General features: G+C 65.1%; 12 protein-coding genes. 1 reads left to right on the top strand and 11 read right to left on the bottom strand.

What is annotated here, in order from left to right; genetic code table 11:
- Positions 1-51 precede the first annotated feature (51 nt).
- Entirely contained in the window at positions 52-1,140 is a 1,089-nt protein-coding gene (locus BLQ58_RS22305) for a Bug family tripartite tricarboxylate transporter substrate binding protein (protein ID WP_092602133.1), read from the bottom strand.
- A 173-nt stretch (positions 1,141-1,313) separates the two neighbouring features.
- On the opposite strand from BLQ58_RS22305, the gene BLQ58_RS22310 reads away from it, so the two are divergent.
- Entirely contained in the window at positions 1,314-1,847 is a 534-nt protein-coding gene (locus BLQ58_RS22310) for a GNAT family N-acetyltransferase (RefSeq protein ID WP_092602134.1), read from the top strand.
- 94 nt (positions 1,848-1,941) lie between these two features.
- Here BLQ58_RS22310 and BLQ58_RS22315 read toward each other — a convergent pair whose 3' ends face one another.
- The 10 genes from BLQ58_RS22315 to BLQ58_RS22360 all read right to left on the bottom strand — a co-directional run bounded on the left by BLQ58_RS22315 (position 1,942) and on the right by BLQ58_RS22360 (position 16,498).
- Positions 1,942-3,405 (bottom strand): glutamate synthase subunit beta, encoded by a 1,464-nt coding sequence (locus BLQ58_RS22315; RefSeq protein ID WP_092602136.1) that lies wholly within the window; start codon positions 3,403-3,405, stop codon positions 1,942-1,944.
- A 112-nt stretch (positions 3,406-3,517) separates the two neighbouring features.
- Positions 3,518-8,185, bottom strand: coding sequence for a glutamate synthase-related protein (locus BLQ58_RS22320; RefSeq protein ID WP_254776069.1), 4,668 nt, complete (start codon positions 8,183-8,185; stop codon positions 3,518-3,520).
- Between the two features lie 389 nt (positions 8,186-8,574).
- Complete coding sequence (locus BLQ58_RS22325; protein WP_092602140.1) at positions 8,575-9,309, bottom strand: transposase; 735 nt, start codon at positions 9,307-9,309, stop codon at positions 8,575-8,577.
- Between the two features lie 69 nt (positions 9,310-9,378).
- Positions 9,379-10,539 (bottom strand): deoxyguanosinetriphosphate triphosphohydrolase, encoded by a 1,161-nt coding sequence (locus BLQ58_RS22330; protein WP_092602142.1) that lies wholly within the window; start codon positions 10,537-10,539, stop codon positions 9,379-9,381.
- Between the two features lie 55 nt (positions 10,540-10,594).
- Positions 10,595-11,701, bottom strand: coding sequence for a 3-dehydroquinate synthase (gene aroB, locus BLQ58_RS22335; RefSeq protein WP_092602144.1), 1,107 nt, complete (start codon positions 11,699-11,701; stop codon positions 10,595-10,597).
- On the bottom strand, positions 11,698-12,297 hold the full coding sequence (locus BLQ58_RS29555) for a shikimate kinase (RefSeq protein ID WP_092602224.1): 600 nt from the start codon (positions 12,295-12,297) through the stop codon (positions 11,698-11,700). Before BLQ58_RS29555 ends, aroB begins: the two co-directional genes overlap by 4 nt.
- 214 nt (positions 12,298-12,511) lie before the next feature.
- On the bottom strand, positions 12,512-14,641 hold the full coding sequence (gene pilQ, locus BLQ58_RS22345) for a type IV pilus secretin PilQ (RefSeq protein ID WP_092602146.1): 2,130 nt from the start codon (positions 14,639-14,641) through the stop codon (positions 12,512-12,514).
- Positions 14,638-15,147 carry a pilus assembly protein PilP gene (locus BLQ58_RS22350; protein ID WP_092602148.1) on the bottom strand — a complete coding sequence of 170 codons (510 nt, stop codon included), beginning with the start codon at positions 15,145-15,147 and terminating at the stop codon, positions 14,638-14,640. Before BLQ58_RS22350 ends, pilQ begins: the two co-directional genes overlap by 4 nt.
- Before the next feature lie 26 nt (positions 15,148-15,173).
- The gene (locus BLQ58_RS22355) at positions 15,174-15,848 is read right to left on the bottom strand and encodes a type IV pilus inner membrane component PilO (RefSeq protein WP_092602150.1); all 675 of its coding nucleotides are present in this window, start codon (positions 15,846-15,848) and stop codon (positions 15,174-15,176) included.
- 2 nt (positions 15,849-15,850) lie between these two features.
- Positions 15,851-16,498: a PilN domain-containing protein gene (locus tag BLQ58_RS22360; protein WP_092602152.1), complete on the bottom strand. Its 648-nt coding sequence runs from the start codon at positions 16,496-16,498 to the stop codon at positions 15,851-15,853.
- Between the last annotated feature and the right edge of the window lie 12 nt (positions 16,499-16,510).

A 16,510-nucleotide genomic window follows, 5' to 3' on the forward strand; every position in this document is an offset into this window, starting at 1 on the left:
GCGACGCATTGGTGTGGCGCCGGCTTAATACACATACTCACTAGATCACACTCAGGGTTCGGCGCGCGGTCCCGCCTGGCGCAGAATGGCCTGCCATTGCACAGATTCCGAGCGGATGGCGGTGGCAAAGGCGTCGGGGGAATCGCGAACGGGCGTGAGGCCGGCGGCCATCAACTGGGCCTGCACGCCGCGCTCGCTGGTCACACTGTCCAGTTCGGTGGCCAGTCGCGCCACGATTGCCCGGGGCGTCTTGGCCGGGGCCATCACGCCATACCAGGCCAGCGCCCCGTAGCCCTCCATGCCGGTCTCCTGCAGCGTCGGCACCTGGGGCGACAGCGGCGAACGCACCGGCCCGGTCACGCCCAGGATCCGCAGCGCACCCGAGCGCACATGGGTCTGCACCGCGGCCCAGGAACAGAAACAGGCGCTGATCCGGCCGGCGAGCATTTCCTGCACCACTGCGCTTTCGCCCTTGGCCATCACCAGCGGCACGCTGGTTGGCATACCCCGCACCGCATATTCGGCATATAGATGCGACGGGCTGCCCGGCTGGCCATAGCCGTAGTTGTACGACGCCGGGTTCGACCGCACGGCCGTGACCCACTGCTGGGGTGTCGTCATCGGCAAATGACCATCGATCACCAGGAACACCGGCGTAGCGGCCACCCGCGCGACGGGGGTGAAATCGCGCATCACGTCATAGGGCACCGGTTCCAGTCCGGGCTGGATCAGCATGTTGGCCTGATGGAACAGCAGCGTGTGGCCGTCGGAACTGGCCTTGGCCACGAGGTCGCCGGCCATGGTGCCGGCCGCGCCCGGGCGATTGTCCACCTCGACGGGCACGCCAAGCCGCTGGGATAACCGTTCCGCCAGCAGTCGCGCAACGGCATCGGCAACGCCACCGGCCGGAAACGGCACGATCATGCGCAGCGGCCGGGCCGGGAACGAGACCTGACGGGCCGGCGATTCCGCGCGCGCGGCAGACGGGATGCTGGCAAGCTGGGCGACCGCGGGAGGCTGAGCGAGGGCCGTCGCCGTGCATAGCGCAACGGCAACCACACACCCCGTCCATCTTGCAGCGAGTATTGGCAACTTCGCTATACCTCGCCAAAGCCGCATGCAATTGCGTACTTCGGGCATCAATTTCCTCCGGGCCGTACCCACCGTTACGGCGCCAAATCGGCTGAAAGGGATTTCGAGGCAGTCTCTTTTTATCTAGTTTGAGAAAATTGTAAGGACATTGCCTGGCAGCGCACAGACCGCGTAAACGCTCTCCGGGCGGACCCCAATGTGAGCGCCCGTATAATCGGCCGATGTTTGAATTCACCCTGCGGCCCATGCGTGCGGCCGACCTGCCCGCCGTGCTGGCCATCCAGGCGCAATGCTATGGCGATGCGCTGGTCGAGTCTGCCGATGCCCTGGAAAGCCGGCTCACGTTGTCTCCCGCTACCTGCTGGGTCGCCGCCTTGGTCACGCCATCGCAAAACGGCCATTCCGCCCCAGCCCTGGCCGCCTACCTGTTCACCCATGCATGGCCAGAGGGGTCGCTGCCACCCTGGAACGGCCGGCTTGCCCGCGACTGGCCCGAAACCGAGCCGCTCACGTGGTTCGTTCATGACATGGCCGTGGCACCGATCGGCCGCGGCGCAGGGCTCGCTGCCCGCCTCCACGAGGCGGCACGCAACGTGGCGATGAAGAACGGTCTACGGTCATCGCGCCTCATCGCCGTCCAGTCAGCCGATGCATACTGGCGCAGGCTCGGGTACGCACCGCTGGCAGCCGGCAGCCATGCAGACAAGCTGGCAGCGTATGGCGAGGGTGCGGTGTTGATGGGGTGTGTGCTGTAGGTCGAAGCTTGCCGAACCCGCAGGCCAGAACAAAAAACCCCCGCAGCCTTCCGGCGTGCGGGGGTGCTTTCCAGCAAGGGCCGGAACCAGCGGCTTAGCGCGGCAGTTCGGAGTGACCCATCAGGAATGCGTCCACCGAGCGGGCGGCCTGGCGGCCTTCGCGGATGGCCCAGACCACCAGCGACTGGCCGCGGCGCACGTCGCCGGCGGCGAAGACCTTCGGCACGTTCGTCTGGTAGGCGCGTTCGCCTTCGGTCGATGCCTTGGCGTTCTTGCGCGCGTCAGTGTCCACGCCGAAGGCTTCCAGCATCGAGCCCACCGGGTTGGTGAAGCCCATGGCCAGCAGCACCAGGTCGGCCTTCAGCACGAATTCGCTGCCCGGCACTTCCTGCATCTTGCCGTCCTTCCATTCCACGCGGCAGGCCTTCAGCGCCGTGACCTTGCCGTTCTCGCCGATCAGTTCCTTGGTGGCCACCGACCAGTCGCGCGAGCAGCCCTCGTCATGCGACGACGACGTGCGCAGCTTGATCGGCCAGTACGGCCACACCAGCGGCTTGTTCTCTTCCTCCGGCGGCTGCGGCAGCAGTTCGAACTGCGTGACCGATGCGGCACCATGGCGGTTCGACGTGCCCACGCAGTCCGAACCCGTATCGCCGCCGCCAATCACGATCACGTGCTTGCCTTCGGCACGGATGTCGTTGGCGCCGTCGCCGGCCACTTCCTTGTTCTGCGGGATCAGGAATTCCAGCGCGTAGTGGACGCCGGCCAGCTCGCGGCCCGGCACGGGCAGGTCGCGCGGCACTTCCGATCCGCCCGCCAGCACCACGGCGTCGAACTGGTCCATCAGCGCCTGTGCCGAGATGGTTTCACGCGCGTAGTTCTTGATGCCGGCCGGCAGCGCGCCGTCGGTCACCATCACGCCCGCGCGGAAGGTCACGCCTTCGGCCTGCATCTGCTCGATGCGGCGGTCGATCAGGTCCTTCTCCATCTTGAAGTCGGGGATGCCGTAGCGCAGCAGGCCGCCGATGCGGTCGTTCTTCTCGAACACGGTCACGTCGTGGCCGGCGCGCGCCAGTTGCTGCGCGGCTGCCATGCCGGCGGGGCCCGAGCCGACCACGGCCACGGTCTTGCCGGTCTTGTGCTTCGGCACCTGCGGCGCCACCCAGCCTTCTTCCCAGGCCTTGTCGATGATCGCGTGCTCGATCGACTTGATGCCAACCGGCAGTTCGTTGATGCCCAGCGTGCAGGCAGCCTCGCACGGTGCCGGGCAGATACGGCCCGTGAACTCGGGGAAGTTGTTGGTCTGGTGCAGCACTTCGATCGCCGACTTCCAGTCCTGGCGGTACACCAGGTCGTTGAAGTCGGGAATGATGTTGTTGACCGGGCAGCCGTTGTTGCAGAACGGGATACCGCAGTCCATGCAGCGGGCACCCTGGACCTTCGCTTCGCTGTCCGAGAGCGCGAACACGAATTCCTTGTAGTGCTTCACGCGCTTGACTACCGGTTCGTAGCCTTCGTTCTGGCGCGGAAATTCGAGAAAGCCTGTCGCCTTACCCATGTTGCATCCTTGGTCTTGCTGGCGCGAGGCGGCCGGGCCGGCCTCGCGTGGGGTCAGTATCTTGTTGGCGCCGCAGGCGTAGCCGCGGCGCCTCTCGTGGTGTGGCTGCCGGTCAGGCGGCTACCGCTTCGCGATCGCTGTCGCGGGCGGCCTGTTCCTTTTCGAACATCTCGCCCAGGGCGCGCTTGTACTCGGTCGGGAAGACCTTGACGAACTTGCGGCGCGCCGTGGTCCAGTCGGCCAGCAGCGCCTTGGCGCGCTCCGAACCGGTGTAGCGGAAATGCTGCTCGATCAGGTTGCGCAGGATCACTTCGTCCAGCTGGCGCGTGCCGTTGAACTTGTGCCATTGCGATTCCGGCTGGCCCTTCTGCTGGTCGGCCGACGCGAGCACCGCCTCCAGCGCCACCATCGACGTGTTACAACGCTTGTCGAACAGGCCGTCCTCGTCATAGACGTAGGCCACGCCGCCCGACATGCCGGCCGCGAAGTTGCGGCCCGTGCCGCCCAGCACGACCACGGTACCGCCGGTCATGTATTCGCAGCCGTGGTCGCCGGTGCCTTCCACCACGGCGGTGGCACCCGAGTTACGCACCGCGAAACGCTCGCCGCCCACGCCGTTGAAGAACGCCTCGCCAGCCAGCGCGCCGTACAGCACGGTGTTGCCCACGATGATGTTGCGGGTCGGGTCGCCACGGAATTCGTGCGGTGCGCGCACGATCACGCGGCCGCCCGACAGGCCCTTGCCCACGTAGTCGTTGGCGTCGCCCACGAGGTCCATCGTGATGCCGTGCGCCAGGAACGCGGCAAACGACTGGCCGGCCGTGCCCTGGAACTGGATGTGGATCGTGTCGTCGGGCAGGCCCTCGTGGCCGTACTGCTTGGCCACCACGCCGGACAGCATCGCACCCACCGTGCGGTTCACGTTCTTGACCGGCTGGATGAACGACACGCGCTCACCCTTGTCGATGGCCGGGCGGGCCTTGGCGATCAGCGTGTGGTCCAGCGCCTTGCCGGCTTCCACCGACAGGCCGTGATCCTGCACGTCGGTGTGGTAGCGCGGCACATCGGCCGGGATCGGGGCCTGGAAGAAGATGCGGCTGAAGTCCAGGCCGCGTGCCTTCCAGTGTTCGATGCCGTTACGGATGTCGAGCAGGTCTGCGCGGCCGATCAGTTCGTCGAACGTGCGGATACCCAGCTGGGCCATGATTTCACGTGCTTCTTCCGCAACGAAGAAGAAGAAGTTCACCACGTGCTCGGGCTTGCCCTGGAATTTCTTGCGCAGCGCCGGATCCTGCGTGGCCACGCCCACCGGGCAGGTGTTCAGGTGGCACTTGCGCATCATGATGCAGCCCTCGGCCACCAGCGGTGCCGTGGCGAAGCCGAACTCGTCGGCACCCAGCAGCGCGCCGATCACCACGTCGCGGCCGGTCTTCATCTGGCCGTCGGCCTGCACGCGGATGCGGTTGCGCAGGCCGTTCAGCATCAGCGTCTGCTGCGTTTCGGCCAGACCCAGTTCCCACGGCGAACCGGCGTACTTGATCGACGACCACGGCGATGCGCCAGTGCCGCCGTCATGCCCGGCGATCACCACGTGATCGGCCTTGGCCTTGGCCACGCCAGCGGCCACGGTACCCACGCCCACTTCGGACACGAGCTTCACCGAGATGTCCGACGCCGGGTTCACGTTCTTCAGGTCGTGGATCAGCTGTGCCAGATCCTCGATCGAGTAGATGTCGTGGTGCGGCGGCGGCGAGATCAGGCCCACGCCCGGCACCGAGTAACGCAGCTTGCCGATGTAGTCGGACACCTTGTGGCCCGGCAGCTGGCCGCCTTCGCCCGGCTTGGCGCCCTGCGCCATCTTGATCTGGATCTGGTCGGCCGATGCTAGGTATTCGGCGGTCACGCCGAAACGGCCCGATGCCACCTGCTTGATCTTCGAGCGCAGCGAATCGCCGGCCTGGAGTTCCAGGTCTTTCTCGATCACGTGGTCGCCCAGGATGCTCTTGAGCGAGTCGCCCTGCTTGATGGGAATGCCGCGCAGTTCGTTGCGGTAGCGCTTCTCGTCCTCGCCGCCTTCGCCGGTGTTCGACTTGCCGCCGATGCGGTTCATCGCCACGGCCAGCGTGGCGTGGGCTTCGGTCGAGATCGAGCCGAGCGACATGGCGCCCGTGGCAAAACGCTTGACGATTTCCTTGGCCGGCTCCACTTCTTCCAGCGGAATCGCGCGGGCCGGGTCGACCTTGAACTCGAACAGGCCGCGCAGCGTCATGTGACGGCGGCTCTGGTCGTTGATGATGTTCGCGTATTCCTTGTAAGTCTGGTACTGCCCGCGGCCATCGTCGGCACGCACGGAGTGCTGCAGCTTGGCGATGGAATCCGGCGTCCACATGTGTTCTTCACCGCGGATCCGGAACGCGTATTCGCCGCCGGCGTCGAGCATGTTGCTCAGCACCGGGTTGCTGCCGAACGCGTCGGTGTGCAGGCGCAGCGCCTCTTCGGCCACCTCGAAGATGCCGATGCCCTCGACGTTCGACGGCGTGCCGTGGAAGTACTTCTGCACCAGTTCGCGCGACAGGCCGATGGCTTCGAAGATCTGGGCGCCCGTGTACGACATGTACGTGGAGATGCCCATCTTCGACATCACCTTGAACAGGCCCTTGCCAATTGCCTTGACAAAGTTCTTGACCGCCTTTTCCGGCGACAGGTCGCCCGACAGGCCCGAGGCCATGTCGGCCAGCGTTTCCATGGCCAGGTACGGGTGCACGGCCTCGGCGCCGTAGCCGGCCAGCAGCGCGAAGTGATGCACTTCACGGGCCGAGCCGGTTTCGACCACCAGGCCGGCCGACGTGCGCAAGCCCTTTTCCACCAGATGATGGTGGATGGCCGACGTGGCCAGCAGCGCCGGAATGGCAACCTGGGTGTCGTCGACGCGGCGGTCCGACACGATCAGGATGTTGTAGCCCGAACGCACGGCGTCCACGGCTTCGGCGCACAGCGATGCCAGGCGGGCTTCGATGCCTTCCTTGCCCCACGCCACCGGGTAGCAGATGTTCAGTTCGTACGAACGGAACTTGCCGCCGGTGTAGTGCTCGATGTTGCGGATCTTGGCGATGTCCTTGAAGTCCAGCACGGGCTGGGACACTTCGAGGCGCATCGGCGGGTTGATGTTGTTCAGTTCCAGCAGGTTCGGCTTCGGACCGATGAACGACACCAGCGACATGACCATGTTCTCGCGGATCGGGTCGATCGGCGGGTTGGTCACCTGCGCGAACAGCTGGCGGAAGTAGTGGTACAGCGTCTTGTTCTTCGACGACAGCACGGCCAGGGGCGAGTCGTTTCCCATCGAGCCCGTGGCTTCCTCGCCGGCCAGCGCCATCGGCGCCATCAGGAACTTGACGTCTTCCTGCGTGTAGCCGAACGCCTGCTGGCGGTCGAGCAGCGGCGACACCGGCTTCTTCTCGGCGGCCACGTCTTCCGGCTTGGCTTCCAGCTCGTCGAGCTTGATGCGCACGGCGTCGATCCAGCTCTTGTACGGCTTGGCGTTGGCCAGGTTGTCCTTGAGTTCCTTGTCGTCGATGATGCGGCCCTGCTCCATGTCGATCAGGAACATCTTGCCCGGCTGCAGGCGCCACTTGTTGACGATGCGCGACTCGGGGAACGGCAGCACGCCGGCTTCCGACGCCAGCACGACGAAGTCGTCCTCGGTCACGTAGAAGCGGGCCGGACGCAGGCCGTTACGGTCCAGCGTGGCACCGATCTGGCGGCCGTCGGTGAAGCAGATGGCGGCGGGGCCGTCCCACGGCTCCATCATCGCGGCGTGGTATTCGTAGAAGGCGCGACGGTTGTCGTCCATCAGCGTGTGCTGTTCCCAGGCTTCCGGGATCATCATCATCATCGCGTGGACGAGCGGGTAGCCGGCCATCGTCAGCAGTTCGAGGCAGTTGTCGAACGATGCCGTATCCGACTGGCCCGGATAGATCAGCGGCCAGAGCTTGGGCAGGTCGTCGCCCAGCACCGGCGACGAGATAGCGCCGGTACGCGCGTTCACCCAGTTCACGTTGCCCTTGACCGTGTTGATTTCGCCGTTGTGGGCGACCATGCGGTACGGGTGGGCCAGTTCCCAGGCCGGGAACGTGTTGGTCGAGAAACGCTGGTGCACCAGAGCCAGGGCCGACACGGCGCGCGAATCCTGCAGGTCCAGGTAGTACTCGCCCACCTGGTTGGCCAGCAGCAGGCCCTTGTACACCACGGTACGGGCCGACATCGACGGCACGAAGTATTCCTTGCCGTGCTTGAGCTTGAGCGCCTGGATGGCGTGGCTGGCCGTCTTGCGGATCACGTAGAGCTTACGCTCCAGCGCGTCGGTGGTCATGATGTCGCGGCCACGACCGATGAAGATCTGGCGGATCACCGGCTCGGTGGTGCGCACGGTCGGGGACATCGGCATGTTGCAGTCCACCGGCACGTCGCGCCAGCCCAGTACGACCTGGCCTTCCAGGCGCACGGTACGCTCAAGCTCCTGCTCGCAGGCCAGGCGCGAGGCGTGTTCCTTCGGCAGGAAGATCATGCCGACGCCGTATTCGCCGCTGGGCGGCAGCGTCACGCCCTGCCTGGCCATTTCTTCGCGGTAGAACTGGTCGGGGATCTGGATCAGGATACCGGCGCCATCGCCCATCAGAGCGTCTGCGCCGACTGCGCCCCGGTGGTCCAGGTTCTCAAGGATCTTCAGACCCTGCGAAATGATCTCGTGGGATTTCTTGCCCTTGATATGCGCCACCATGCCGACGCCGCAGGCGTCATGCTCGTTGGTGGGGTCGTACAGGCCCTGGGCCTGGGGGCGGGCGGCGAGGTCGGAAGATTGTTGCGAGTGGTCCACGGGCTGAATTCCGGTGAAGGCTGCGCAGCCAGCAAGGGCATAGACCGAACGGGATGGGCTGTCGCGGGGGGCCTCTTGATCGGGCGTGGCAGACAGCTGGGACCGCAGCGGCGTACACGAGCGTGACGCGCCGCACAATGACTGTGGGTGGAGCAACTATAAGAGAATCGTCCGAGCCTCGCAAAATTATTAAATGGGGTCAGAACACATTAAATATTGCACCATCGCCAACGCCATTTTAAATGGGGACATATTAGTTTCGACGCATATTTGCACTGAAGTAGTGCGCATCGTCAGCTTTCCCTGGAGACAGCCGCCTCCGCGACTTCGGCATCTGAAATAACCGACTTTCTTGGTCGGCCTTTTGGCAGGGGCTGCACGCGGCGCGTGGCGTGACGCTCGAGTTGCACCAGGAACGCATCGCTGCCCAAAGGCCAGCCGCTATGGGCGTGCTTCTGCAGCGTGGCGAGCGTGCGGCCGGACAAACCCTCCGACGTCAACGCGCGGTAGTTGGACTGTCGCTCGAATGGCGTATTGCCGAGGTCCCAATAAATGGAGTGATCACTCACAATCGGCTGGGACTCAAAGCCAGCGTGATGCCGGTAGCTGCTCCAGCGATCCGCCTCTGGCGCGGTCACGTCGCCGGCGCGCACGGCATTGCCTTCCACATAGAGCATCGCCGGCAGCAGCCAGGTCTCGGCCTCGATGACCGCCGATCGGAAGCGGCCCTCCCAGAGGGTGCCCGTGCGATCGGCCACGCGGTTGAAGTGGCGGGCGTAGCGCCGCCCTACCGCCTGCATGGTCAGGCTCAGCGAATCGGGGCCCTTCGGGGTCGCTACCAGATGGATATGGTTAGGCCGCAGCGCATAGGCGTGGATGGCCAGCTCATGCTCGCGAGCCGCCATGCGCAGGCAGTCGAGGTAGTGCAGGTAGTCGTCCGTACCCAGAAAGACGGGCTGGCGGTTGTTGCCGCGCTGCAACACCATGGTCGGCAGGCCGGCGGGGGAGAAACGGGGAAGGCGGGCCATCGGGCATCCCGGAGGAAAGATGCCCGCATGATAACCTGATCTGTCCCCGTTTTTGGCGGACTGCTTTTCTCAGCCGATCGAGTTGCTCTCGCTGACCGCGAAGATGCGCCGGTGCTCGCGGATGGCATAGCGATCCGTCATGCCGGCGATGTAGTGGGCGATCAGGCGCGGCTGGTCGGCGCCGTGGCCGGCCTGGTACTGCGGCGGCAGCAGACGCGAGTCCTGCATGAAGGCGCCGAACAGGTCGGTGATGATGCGCTGCGCCTTGGCCGACATGCGCATGACCAGGTAATGCCGGTACAGGTGGCGGAACAGGAAACGCTTCAGCGCCGCGGCTTCTTCGTGGATCTTCGGGCTGAACGAGACCAGCGGCCCGGCAGCGCGCACGTCGGCAATCGACTTCGGATTGGCGGCGGCGATATTGCGGCCGGTCGTCTCGATCAGATCGACGATCAGCGTATTGATCATGCGCCGGACCGTCTCGTTGATCGCCCGGCGCCCGTTGATGCCCGGGAACGCCGCTGCCACCTCTGCGCGATGGCGGCCCCACATCGGCACTTCGTCCAGCTGCTCCAGCGTCAGCAGGCCGGAGCGCAGGCCGTCGTCGATATCGTGGTTGTTGTAGGCAATCTCGTCGGCCAGATTGGCCAGCTGAGCCTCCAGCGACGGCTGCGCACCCTCCAGGAAACGCCGCCCCAGCTCGCCGAGCGCCGCAGCATTGACGCGCGAGCAATGCTTGAGGATGCCCTCGCGCGTCTCGAACGTCAGGTTCAGCCCGTTGAAGCCGCCGTAGCGTTCCTCCAGCTCGTCGACCACCAGCAGGCTCTGCAGGTTGTGCTCGAATCCGCCGTGGTTCTTCATGCAGCCGTTCAGCGCGTCCTGTCCCGCGTGGCCGAACGGCGTGTGGCCCAGATCGTGGGCCAGCGAGATCGCCTCGACCAGATCTTCGTTGAGCCGCAGGTTGCGCGCGATGGAGCGGGCGATCTGCGCCACCTCCAGGCTGTGCGTCAGCCGCGTGCGGAACAGGTCGCCTTCATGGTTGACGAAGACCTGCGTCTTGTATTCGAGCCGGCGGAAGGCCGTGCTGTGGATCACGCGGTCGCGGTCGCGCTGGAATTCACTGCGCGAGGACGAGGCTGGTTCGGCATGCACCCGGCCGCGCGTCTTTGCGGAGCGCGCGGCATAAGGGGCGAGATGGGCTTCGAGGTCAGTCGCAGGAGCGGTGGTCATGCGGGCAATCCGTTATTCCGTTGCTGGTTCAGGGTTGCAAGGCATAACCAGGCGCTTACGCGACCGGCGCCTCTACGGGAGGTTTCAGGACGGCGTGGCGCAGCGTGTCACGCAGGTCCGGATCGGGCACGGTGGTAATGAACGCCTCGCCAAGCTTGCGCAGCAGGATGAACTTGATGCTGCCTGCCTCTGCCTTCTTGTCCACCTTCATCAGTTCGATATAGCGGTCGATACCCAGGTCCGGCGCCACCACGGGCAGCAGCGCCGCCTGCGTCAGCGTACGGATACGCGCACGGGTCTCGACGTCGATGAATCCCAGGCGATGCGACAGATCGGCCGCCATCACCATGCCGCAGCCCACCGCCTCGCCGTGGAGCCACTCGCCATAGCCCATGCCGGCTTCGATGGCATGGCCGAACGTGTGTCCGAAATTCAGGATCGCCCGCAGGCCGCCTTCGCGCTCGTCCTGGGCCACCACGCCGGCCTTGATCTCGCACGAGCGCCGCACCGCCTCGGCCATCGTGCCAGTGTCACAGGCGTTGAGCGCGGCGATGTTGTCCTCGATCCAGGCAAAGTAATCCGCATCGGCGATCGCGCCGTGCTTGATCACCTCGGCCAGGCCGGCGGCCAGCTCGCGCGGCGGCAGCGTCTTCAGCGTGTCGATGTCGGCGATCACCGCGTTGGGCTGGTGGAACGCCCCGATCATGTTCTTGCCGAGCGGGTGGTTGATGCCGGTCTTGCCACCGACCGACGAATCCACCTGTGACAGCAGCGTGGTCGGCATCTGGACGAACGGCACTCCGCGCATGTAGCAGGCGGCGGCAAAGCCGGTCATGTCGCCCACCACGCCACCGCCCAGCGCGACCAGCGTGGTCTTGCGGTCGGCGCCCGCCTGCAGCAGTGCGTCGAAGACCAGGTTCAGCGTTTCCCACTGCTTGAAGCGTTCGCCGTCCGGCAGCACTACCGTCCGGACAGTCTTGCCCAGGCCGGCCAGCACCGCTTCGACGCGGGCCGCATACAGCGGGCCGACGGTCTCGTTGGTGACGATGACGGCATGCTGGCCTCGCACGTGCGGCTGCAGCAGGTCGGCGCGGTCCAGCAGGCCGCCGCCGATATGGATGGGGTAGCTACGCGCCCCGAGATCGACTTCCAGCGTGATCATGAATGGGTGTCCTGCGCCGGCTGCCCAGCCACCGGATCGGTGTCGGGCGCCGCTTCCACCGATGGAAACGTGAAGCCGGCCATTTCAAGTTGCATGAGAACCATATTAGCAAGCTGTGCCACGGTCGGCTTGCCGGTTTCGATAATGAAATCCGCCACTTCCCGGTAGAGCGGGTCGCGCTGATCGTAGAGCGCCTCCAGCCGGCCTTTTGGGTCTTCGGTCTGGAGCAGCGGACGGTTGCGGTCATGGCGCGTACGCAGCCACAGGTCATGCGGACTCGCGCGCAGGTAGACCACGGTGCCGTTGGCTTTCAGGGCCGCCCGGTTGGCGTCGCGCAGCACGGCGCCGCCGCCCGTGGCCAGCACGATGCCGGTGCGGCCGGTCAGCTCGGCAATCATCTGCTCTTCGCGATCCCGAAACCCGGCCTCGCCCTCGTGCTCGAAGATCACCGGAATCTTCACGCCGCAACGCGCTTCAAGCTCGTGGTCGGAGTCGAAGAACGGGTAATCGAGGCGTCGGGCCACCGAGCGGCCGACGGTGGTCTTGCCGGCGCCCATCAGGCCAACAAAGAATAGATTCGGGCGATTGGCTGTCACTGGACTGTCTTGCGCGAAAAGGCTCGGGGCATTGGCACGCCGCCCGGGCACCTCGCTGGCGTGATTCATACGCCATTTTGCATCATTGCGGTCCCGGATCCGGCTGGCCGTCGGTTCCGCCAACGATGCCGCGAAAAGGAAAAAAGGCCGCGTCGCATACCGACGCGGCCTGCCAGTCTACTGCATCCGGGCGCCCTGCTGCACCCGAACGGTGTTATTTCAACGATACGCTGTCGTTCAGGATGCGCGGCGTCAGGAACACCAGCAGCTCGGTCCGGTTGTTGACCTTGGCGTTGTTCTTGAACAGGTTGCCCAGCACCGGGATGTCGCCCAGCCAGGGCACCTTGTTGACGGTATTCGACTCGTCCTGGCTGTAGATGCCGCCGATCACCACGGTGCCGCCGTTCTCCACCAGCACCTGGGTCTGCACGTGCTTGGTGTCGATGGCGAAGCCGTTGACGGTCTGGATACCCACGCTGTCCTTATTGACGTCGACGTCAAGCAGCACGTTGCCTTCCGGCGTGATCTGCGGCGTGACCTCCAGCTTCAGGTTCGCCTTGCGGAACTGGACTGACGTGGCGCCGCTCGACGTGGCGGACTGGTACGGCAGTTCGGTACCCTGTTCGATCAGCGCCTTGATGTTGTTGGCAGTCACGACACGGGGGCTGGAGATGATCTTGCCCTTGCCGTCGGCTTCCAGCGCGGACAGTTCCACATCCAGGAACCGGCCCGCCGCAGCATTGAAGATGCTGAATGCCGCGGTGGCCGGATTCGTGCCGTTGATGGCTGCTGCCGGCAGGCTCAGCGCCGGCGACAGGTCGTTCGTGGCGCCCGGCAGCGAGTTGCCGTAGTTGCTGCTCAGCGAACTGCCCGACTTCGGCAACGCAAAGCCCAGCTTGACACCGAGATTGCGGCTGAACGTATCGCTGGCTTCCACGATACGTGCCTCGATGATCACCTGACGCACCGGAATATCGATCTTCTGCAGGAAGCCCTGCACTTCCTCCAGTTTCGAACCGATGTCGGACACGAACAGCTGGTTGGTACGCGGATCCGCCGTCAGCGAGCCGCGCTTGGACAGCATGCGCGTGACGCCCGCTGCACCCGCAGCGCCGCCACCCGCCGGGACCGCAGACCCGCCCCCCGCTCCACCGGTGACTGCCAGCCCCAGCAGCATGCGGCGAACGTCGTCGGCACGCTGGTAGTTCAGCTGGAACACCTGGCTGCGGATCGGCTCAAGCTCGTTAATCTGCTGCTGCGCTTCAAGTTCGAGCTTTTCCTTCGTGGCCAGCTCGGCCTTGGGCGCCACCCACAGCACGTTACCGTTGCGGCGCGAAGCCAGCCCCTTGGAATCGAGCACGATCTGCAGCGCCTGATCCCACGGCACATCCTTCAGGCGCAGCGTCAGGTTGCCCTGCACGGTATCGCTGGTGATGATGTTCAGGTTCGTGAAATCGGCAAAGACCTGCAGCAGCGAGCGGATGTCGATGTTCTGGAAGTTCAGCGACAGGCGCTCGCCCCGGTAGCCCTGGCCAGAGATCAGCTTGTTCGGGTCTTCCTTGACCTGGCGCACCTCGACCACGAACTGGTTGTCCGTCTGGTACGAACTGTATTCCCAGTTGCCGCGCGGCTCGATCGTCAGCCGTGCGGCGCCGTTGGCGTCGGTGGCGCGCATGGCCTGCACCGGCGTGCCGAAGTCGGTCACGTCGAAGCGGCGGCGCAGGTCGTTCGGCAGCCCGGTGCCAATGAAGTCAACCACCAGGTTCTGGCCCTGCTGCTGGATATTGACGCCGGAATCCCGCGACGACAGGTCCACCACCACGCGGCCCGAACCGTCGGTGCCACGCCGGAAGTCGATATTGCGGATCAGCGTGCGGTTGGCCGCCACGGGCTGCATCGCGGACGCCGCCGGCGCGAAGGTCGGCGCGGCCGCGGCCGCCGACTGCGTCACGTTGTCCATCAGCACCACGAACTGCTTGCCCCGCATTTCCGTGCGATACGTGGCGTTGCGGGCCAGGTTCAGCACCACGCGGGTGCGGTCCCCGATCTGCATCACGTTGGCGCTCTTGAGGAGCTTGCCCGCGTATTCATATTGCGCACGGCCCTGCGCGAATCCCGTATCGAAGAAATCGATCGCGATCTTTGCAGGATTCTGCGTGGAGAAGTCCGCTGGCTTCTGCGCAAGCGGCCCCTGCAGGTCGACCGTGAAAACGGTCTGCTCGCCAACCACGTTGGCTTCCACCTGCTTGATCTGGTTGTTTTGTGCCAGTGCGGCCGGAGAGGCCAGCACCAGCGCCATCGCTGAAGCGCCCGCAAGCGCCCGGACCCAACGTGCCGTGATCATGCGGATGCCTCCAGCTTCAGGCTGGTCATTTTCTCTTTCCAATCTGAGACCCCTTCCCGAACCAATTCGCGCAACACGATCTCCTGATCGCTGATGCGGACCACCCGGCCATAGCTCTGGCCGAGATACTGACCCACCTTGACGTGATGGATCTTGTTATCTACGCGTATGACACCGTAGGTCTCGCCGTTTTTCTTCAGCATGCCGAGCATCTTGAAGTTCTCCAGCGGATAGTCTTCAAGCGGCTCGTGTCGCCGTCCGGCCTCCGGCGACTCAGACATCGTCTTGTTCAGTTCGCCGATCTTCGTCTGCGCAAACGGTTCCGGCGATGCGCGCCCGCCGTACTCGCGTGGCGTGTACGACTTGACCTCGGGCAACGGTTCCGGCGGCGGAGCCTTGGCGGCGCGCGTCTGCGTCATCCATTGACGCAGACCGTCGTCATCGCTCTGGCCGCAGCCGGCCAGGGCCACCACGGCCAGCGCGGCGGCGGCAAGCGCCTGCGCCATGGCAGGCTGGGGTCGGGTCAGGCGGCTCACTTGGCGCCTCCCTTCTTGTTCTTCGCGGCGGCGTCGGCGGCGGCCTTGCGCTGCGCGGCCTGCTCGTCCGGATCCAGTGCGCGATAGGCCATCGCCATCCCTTCCATCGACAGCGTGCCGTCCTTGCCGACCGACATGTTCAGGTTGCGCATGGAGACGATCCGCGACAGGGCCGCCACGTCGGCGTTGAAAAGCGCGACGTCGTGGTAGCGGCCGGTGACCTTCAGGTTGACCGGGATTTCGGCAAAGTATGGCTTGATGGCTGCCGCCTGCGGCTTGAACAGTTCGAACTGGAGACCGCGCGCCACGCCGGCGTGATTGACATCGGCCAGCAGCGCGTCCATTTCGGTGCTGTTCGGCAATTGCCGCTCGGCCAGCGCCACGCGTTTTTCGACCTCGGCCTTCTGCGTGCGCAATGCGTCCAGATTGGCCACCTGCGCCACCTTGGACTTGAACTGCTGCTTCAGCTGTTCGTGTTCGGCGTGCTTGCGGTCTAGCTCGTCGCTCTTGTCGCTCCAGTAGAACTGCCAGCCCAGCATCAGCACGATAACGGCCGCCAGAATCGAGAACAGCACGCGGGGCGCGGCCGGCCAGGTTTCGGGCTCGTTCAGGTTCAGGCCGCGGAACTGCGCGGTCAGGTCCTGCAGGGAGATATTCGAATTCAGCGCCATGATCAGACCTTGCCTCCCGCCGGCTTGGCCGCAGCAGCCGATGCGCCTGCCCTCTTCTTGTCAGCCGGTTGCTCCGGCGCGCGATAGGCGAAACGCATGGAGAAATCGAACAGCCGGCGCTGTTCGCGCAGGTTGTTGGTCATCATGATGGCCTTCGATTCCACCAGCTCGGCGCGGTCCAGCCATTGCACCTGGCTGAAGTTGCGCAGCAGTTCCGACACGCGTTCGTTGGATTGCGCCACGCCAGTGATGACGAACGTGTCGCCCGACTGCTTGAGCGTGGTCAGGTACACGCCTTCTGGCACCTGGCGCACCAGTTCCTCAAGCAGCTGCACGGGCATGTTGCGCTCGGCCTGCAGGCTTTCGATGGCACGCTGGCGATCGAGCAGCGCCTCGATATCCTTCTTGAGCGTCGTGACTTCCCTGATCTGCCCGTCCATCCGGGAGTTCTCGGCTGTCAGCGTCTGATTGAGATGGGTCATCTCATCGATCTGGGAATCGATGTAGAAGCCGCCGATCAGCACCACGAGCGCGCCCGCGCCCGCCGCACCGCCCAGCATGCTGTAGACCTTCTTGCGCCGGGCTGCCTTGCGCGCCTCGTGATACGGCAGCAGGTTGACCGACGGAATGGTATTCGTCGTCGTGGACATGCGAGTCCCCCC

The organism is Ralstonia sp. 25mfcol4.1, from assembly GCF_900104095.1.
In the GTDB taxonomy this organism is placed as follows: Bacteria; Pseudomonadota; Gammaproteobacteria; order Burkholderiales; family Burkholderiaceae; genus Cupriavidus.